The organism is Candidatus Thiosymbion oneisti, assembly GCF_900092655.1.
GTDB classification, from domain to species: Bacteria; Pseudomonadota; Gammaproteobacteria; order Chromatiales; family Chromatiaceae; genus Thiosymbion; species Thiosymbion oneisti.
Genome location: NZ_FLUY01000977.1, coordinates 1 through 1,578 on the forward strand (window position 1 = coordinate 1; position 1,578 = coordinate 1,578).

A 1,578-nucleotide genomic window follows, 5' to 3' on the forward strand; every position below is an offset into this window, starting at 1 on the left:
CCTTGACGCCGGTTTTGGCGCTTCCGAGGCCCAAGAGCGCTCCCTGCAGATTCGCCCGCGAATTCTTTCACAATCTCGGCGCGTGGGAACGAGAAAATGTTTATCGTAGTTCTGGATCAAGTGGTAGGCGAACAGCCAGGAACCGGTGCTCTTACCCTGTCCGTATTCCCCGAACACCGCGATCTGGCGCTGACTCGACTCCTGCATCCAGTCACGCAGAAATGCCTCCAGATCCTGCCCCAGCGGCTCGTAGTCTTCCTTCAGCAAATGTGAGCGGACATTAGGTATGGCGCAGGGTGAGATCCGAGTCGGGCAGCTTGTCCACCTCGACCCTGGCTCGGATCTCGTCGAAGTAATCGGAGAAATCCACCAGCGAATCCAGCAATTTCGACTCACTATACTGCTCGATACGTTCGCCGCGGACCTCCAGTACGGTGTCCGCAATATCTTCCTGCACGACGACAAAGAGGTCATTGTCGCCAGATCTGTAACCGGGGAGCTTCTGGACATAGTCGACAAAGCGTTTAATCCGTTCCTTGGTCGGTGCTGTCCTGGTCACTAGGATTGCCGAGGGGCAATCCCTCTTTTGGTTACGACCTACCCAAGCGTCTTCCCGGTCGTGCCAATCATTGTGGGGGTCGAAGTGCAGGCTGGGCCAGCGCAGCTCCACTAGCTCCCGGGCCTGATCCCGCCAGGCTAGGGAGTCCGTGGGTGACTCGATGATGGTGTCGAATTCGCGGTCGCCGGTCCCAGCAAATCTCTCCAGTGGAGGCTCGCGGCGAATCAGCCGCCGGCTTTCCCTGATGCCCTCGTCCAGCACGGAGATTTGTTCCTTATTTTGCTCCGCTTCTGCTTGATGGACGGAGCGGCCACCGGACCAGTGCCGCCAGATCCGATACTGTAGCCACGCCAGGACGACGAAGCCGAGAATGACGAGAATTCGCGTGATCAAGTGCGCCTGAGCCGGCTGAGGGATGTTGGGCAGCCAGTGGCGGAGAAGGTTGGCAAGGGCGATCCAGGGCGGCCCCGCAAACAGGGTCGTGACCAGCATCCCGAACAGCCCGGTAGAGCTGGCGAGGAAGGCAAAGGCGTACCGCTCGCGGGTATAGCGCTTGGCCCGGAGCTTGATATAGAGGGCGTATCCGACCGCGGCCAAGGCCATGCCGGTGAGGCCGACGACAAGGAGATCCTGGATGCTCATAGGCCCATTCTTCTTTGATCCGCAGATTGTGCGGATTCTCCAAGAAAAAGCCGGTTTTTCCTATAGGAAAACGCGGCTCAAAGGCATCGTTTCCCGCACTTTTATCCGCAGATTACGCAGATTCGCGCAGATTTCTCAAGCAGACCATCCGCCGGTATGGAGGCTCTTGGCACCGAAGCTGCGCAATCGGCCCCATTGTATTCCGCTTACAGGGTGAACAAGCGCAAGAATCTGCGAAAATCTGTGTAATCCGCGGATACAGGGCAAAGGCAGTGGCTCAGTTTAAAAATTTGGCTCTTTATGGATTCCGGACTGGTCGAAGAGGACGACAGTCGGTAGCACGATGACCGATGACGGAACGGGCAGTCTTTTCTCAA

Annotated in this window: 2 protein-coding genes; both read right to left on the bottom strand. The window is 57.5% G+C overall.

Going from position 1 to position 1,578, the window contains the following annotated elements; translation table 11 throughout:
* The coding region (locus tag BQ17_RS22590) for a hypothetical protein (RefSeq protein ID WP_218068210.1) at positions 1 to 267 on the bottom strand (267 nt) is incomplete at its 3' end.
* Positions 268 to 280: 13 nt separating this feature from the next.
* Positions 281 to 1,201, bottom strand: coding sequence for a hypothetical protein (locus tag BQ17_RS10110; RefSeq protein ID WP_089726715.1), 921 nt, complete (start codon positions 1,199 to 1,201; stop codon positions 281 to 283).
* Between the last annotated feature and the right edge of the window lie 377 nt (positions 1,202 to 1,578).

What these genes read in the sequence shown, in the direction of transcription:
- BQ17_RS10110 (WP_089726715.1), bottom strand. Translation starts at nt 1,201, where the DNA reads ATGAGCATCCAGGATCTCCTTGTCGTCGGCCTCACCGGCATGGCCTTG.